Source organism: Acidovorax sp. Root568 (assembly GCF_001427445.1).
In the GTDB taxonomy this organism is placed as follows: Bacteria; Pseudomonadota; Gammaproteobacteria; order Burkholderiales; family Burkholderiaceae_C; genus Acidovorax; species Acidovorax delafieldii.
Genome location: NZ_LMGP01000011.1, coordinates 1 through 1,517 on the forward strand (window position 1 = coordinate 1; position 1,517 = coordinate 1,517).

The 1,517-nt window shown below is 65.5% G+C and carries 1 protein-coding gene and 1 pseudogene; both read left to right on the top strand.

Going from position 1 to position 1,517, the window contains the following annotated elements; genetic code table 11:
- A pseudogene (locus ASD75_RS23850) lies at positions 1–297 on the top strand (methyl-accepting chemotaxis protein); the annotation flags it as partial.
- Between the two features lie 323 nt (positions 298–620).
- A partial coding sequence (locus tag ASD75_RS09605) for a methyl-accepting chemotaxis protein (protein ID WP_156400994.1) occupies positions 621–1,517 on the top strand: 897 nt, incomplete at its 3' end.

The window sequence follows — 1,517 nt, forward strand, 5'->3', positions numbered from 1 at the left end:
ATGCGTGACCAGGCACAGCACCTGGCGCAGGTGGTGTCGGTATTCAACGTGGGAGCGGTGGCCACCCGGGCGCCGACAGCGGCACCCCGCGCTGCAGCACCGGCGCCTGCGCCACGGCCCGCCGTGGCCAAGGCCCCACTGGGCAACAAGCCTGCCACCGCCAGTAAGGCGGCAGCCAGCGCGCCCAAGGCCCCGTCGCGGCTGGCGCCGCCAGTTGCACCCGCAGTCACACAGTCGGCAGCCCCTGCACCCAAGGCGGCGGCCAAGGGCGGGGACGACGACTGGGAAAGCTTCTGATTCCTGGCCCTTGCGTGCCCTGAAGGCTCCGGGGCGTAGGCCTGTCAGGGCCCGCAATACTGGGACCAGAGGCTTGGGTGTAGCGGGCTGGGACTTGTGTACCGGTCTGGCCCCGTCAGGCCGTGGGTTCTAGCGCCTGTTCGATCTGTCTTCGTTCGCGCATTCCTGGCGGATTTTGGATGCGGGTTTTTCCCGGTGGGGCATGAGTCCGCCGGTGCCTTGGGCTGGCGTAGGCTATGGCCTGTTGTTGATGTAATCGAATGTGTCTTGCACGCCATGCGCAGACCATGGAGACATCACCGATCCACGAGGAAAAACCAACCATGCAATTTGACAATATCCGCGTCTCCCGCAAGCTGTGGGGCGCCTTTCTGGGGCTCATGATTGCCATGTTGCTGCTGTCTGCGTTTGCGCAGAACCGGGGCAACTCTTCGATGTCAGCGGCCATGGACGCCGTGGTCGAGATCGAGGCCCGCATCTCGGCTGCTGTGCGCTGGCGGGGCGCCACCGAAACGGCTGTCACCATGGTCATGGGCGGCGCGGTGACCACCGATTCGGTGCTGGCCGAGCAGTACGGCGCCAAGGTCAAGGAGATCATTGGCAACATCAACAAGGTGCAGGAAGGCATCGTGGCCTCAGCCACCGCGCCCGAGGAGAAAGCCTCGCTCGACAAGGTGCTGGAGGCGCGCAAGGCTGTGCTGGCGGCCACCGCCAAGACCTGGGAGCTCAAGGGCGCAGGCGATGCCGTCGCCACCCAACGCTATGCGGACGACGAGTTTGCCCCCCTGGTCACCAAGTACCTCAAGGCGCAGGATGAGTTTGTGGCCACGCTCGAAAAGCGCCGCGACGTGATCCGTGCCGAAGCCACCCAGCGCCGCATCGAATACGCCATCACCGGCATCATCAGCTCCATGGTGCTGATGGCGGCGGGCCTGTTCCTGGCCTGGAAGCTGGTGCGCTCCATCACCCTGCCGCTGAACGAAGCGGTAGAGACCATCGATGCCATTGCGGGAGGTGACCTCACGCGCGAGCTGCAATCCACCCGCAAGGACGAGTTTGGCCACATGCTGCGTTCGCTGTCGGCCATGTCGGCACGGCTGCGTGGTGTGGTGAGCGAAGTGCGCCAGGGGGTGGACTCGGTCTCGTCGGCCTCGGTGGAGATTGCCAACGGCAACCACGACCTGTCGGCGCGCACCGAGCAGACGGCCTCCAACCTGGAA